Consider the following 2,370-nt stretch of genomic DNA (forward strand, 5'->3'; position numbering starts at 1 on the left):
CTTTTGCAACGAAAAGAGAAAAAATATAAAGCTCTCAAGAGGTCATTATTACAAAACCTTTTTACTGAAAAAGATCAAGTTATTCCAACATTGAGATTTAAAGGATTTAATAATGAATGGCAGCGACAAAAAGGGAATAAGCTTTTTATATCAAGAGTAGAAAAAGGTTTTCCAAATCTTACTGTACTTTCAGCTACCCAAGATAGAGGTATGATTCCTAGAAATAAAAGTGGCATTAACATTAAAGCTTCAAAAGCTAGTCTTGAAAGCTATAAAAAAATAAAACCCGGAGATTTCGTTATTCATTTGCGTTCATTTCAAGGAGGATTTGCATATTCTTCCTTAGAAGGTATTGGTTCTCCTGCCTATACTGTATTTACTTTCAAAAATCCACAGAAATTTAATGACAATTTTTGGCAAGAGAAATTTACTAGTTATAAATTTATTGAACTTTTAAAAAAAGTGACTTATGGAGTTAGGGATGGAAGGAGCATAAGTTATTCAGATTTTTTAACCTTAAACCAAAAATTTCCATCAAGGTCAGAGCAAGATAAAATAGGAAATCTCTTTTCAAAACTGGATGACACTATAATATCTTTACATAAGCAAAAAAAAACACTTATCAACCTAAAAAAATTTCTTCTTCAAAATATGTTTATTTAATAAATAATTGCAAACGAGAAACTTCTTTGAAAAATAGTCTATGTGACTAATTTATTCAAGGAGGTTTTTATATGTCACGAAAGAAATATAGTACCAAGTTGTTTTACAAGTATTATCTAGATTGGATTCACCTGTATAAAGAAAATGCCATTCGCCCTGTTACACTGAATAAATACTATCTTGTTCAAAGGACGCTCAAAGAGATTGCACCTGATTTACATATGAACGAGTTAGATAGAAAAAGTTATCAAAACTTATTAAACATCTATGCTCTAACTCATGAAAAGACTACTACTTTGGATTTCCATCACCATCTCAAGGCCAGTCTATTTGATGCAGTTGATGATGGTATCATCAAAATGGATCCAACTAGAAGAGCTATTATTAAAGGAACTGCAACTAAAAAGAAAAGACCAAAGTTTCTCAATCTTTTTGAGCTACAAACTTTATTAAGATCTTTAAAATTAGGATCGGAATTAAATTGGGATTGGTTTATTCTTCTAGTTGCAAAAACAGGATTAAGATTTGCTGAAGCCTTAGCCTTAACACCCGAAGATTTTGATTATGAAAAGCAAAGCATCACTATTAATAAATCATGGAATTATAAAGAAAAGAAAGGTCATTTTCAGCCAACAAAGAATCCATCATCCAATCGTACAGTTATGGTAGACTGGCAAATAATGCAGCAATTTAAGCAAATGATAGAAAATAAAGAGCCAAAGAAGCCAATCTTTTTTGAAGAGAAACAAAGAGTATATAATTCCACCTTAAATCAACGATTAGCTTCTTATTGTAAAAAAGCTGGAATCCCACCAATTTCAATTCATGGTCTTCGCCATACACATGCATCATTATTACTTTATGAAGGTGTTTCAGTTGCTAGTGTTGCTAAGCGTTTAGGACATTCAAATACAACAACTACACAAGAAACTTATATTCATATTATTCAAGAACTTGAGAACAAAGATAATGATAAAATTTTACATCATTTATCACAATTGTAATAAAAAAAGCGCTATTGGCGCTTTTTTAGATAAACATATTTTGTAGTAGGAAATTCTTTAAGGACTTAAATCTCATAATTTTTTTCTCTAAAAACATTATGAGATTATCAAGTTCTAGAAGCATATTACTAATTGCATTTTGTTCTTGATTAGAAGAAAATGCAAATTGTTGTTTAGATAATTCTGTCTTATTAATACTTGCTTGGTTTACAGCCATATTGGCATGAGATTGTGCCCAAATTTTATGTATATCTAAATTTAGTGAATAAAAAAGAAAATAAGGGTATATTTTTTTTGGCACTATTCTTATTAAATTAATTCCATGATATATAGAATTATTATTTTTAACTAATGCCACTTTTCCTATATGGTTAATAGAATTAATATTGCTATATAAAATATCTCCTTTATTAAGAAGATATTTTACATCTGGTTTCTGATTACTATAGCCTAGTCTTTCTTCATTTATATATCCATCTGCAATTGTTTCAATTCGGGTTAATTTATACTTTCCACTCTTTAGTTCTGAATTTCCTGTAAAACCACTTAATAGTTGAACAATATTCCCTAAATTATCTTGCTGCCAATCCTCATTAAAATCTTTGAATCTTAAAATCGGAATATCCTGACCTTTCTCAGGAAATAAATTCTTTAATAATGACTTCTTAAGAGCTCTATATTTTTCCTCCTTTCGTTGCAAAAG

The 2,370-nt window shown here is 29.3% G+C and carries 2 protein-coding genes and 1 pseudogene; 2 read left to right on the plus strand and 1 reads right to left on the minus strand.

The annotated features are described in order from the left end of the window. A pseudogene (locus NFR82_RS08715) lies at positions 1-663 on the plus strand (restriction endonuclease subunit S); the annotation flags it as partial. A gap of 71 nt (positions 664-734) precedes the next feature. Further along, complete coding sequence (locus NFR82_RS08720; RefSeq protein ID WP_251717883.1) at positions 735-1,667, plus strand: site-specific integrase; 933 nt, start codon at positions 735-737, stop codon at positions 1,665-1,667. A 25-nt stretch (positions 1,668-1,692) separates the two neighbouring features. Here NFR82_RS08720 and NFR82_RS08725 read toward each other — a convergent pair. Next, on the minus strand, positions 1,693-2,370 hold a 678-nt coding region (locus NFR82_RS08725; protein ID WP_251717884.1), incomplete at its 5' end, for a restriction endonuclease subunit S.

Source organism: Lactobacillus agrestimuris, from assembly GCF_943193025.1.
Classification (GTDB): domain Bacteria; phylum Bacillota; class Bacilli; order Lactobacillales; family Lactobacillaceae; genus Lactobacillus; species Lactobacillus agrestimuris.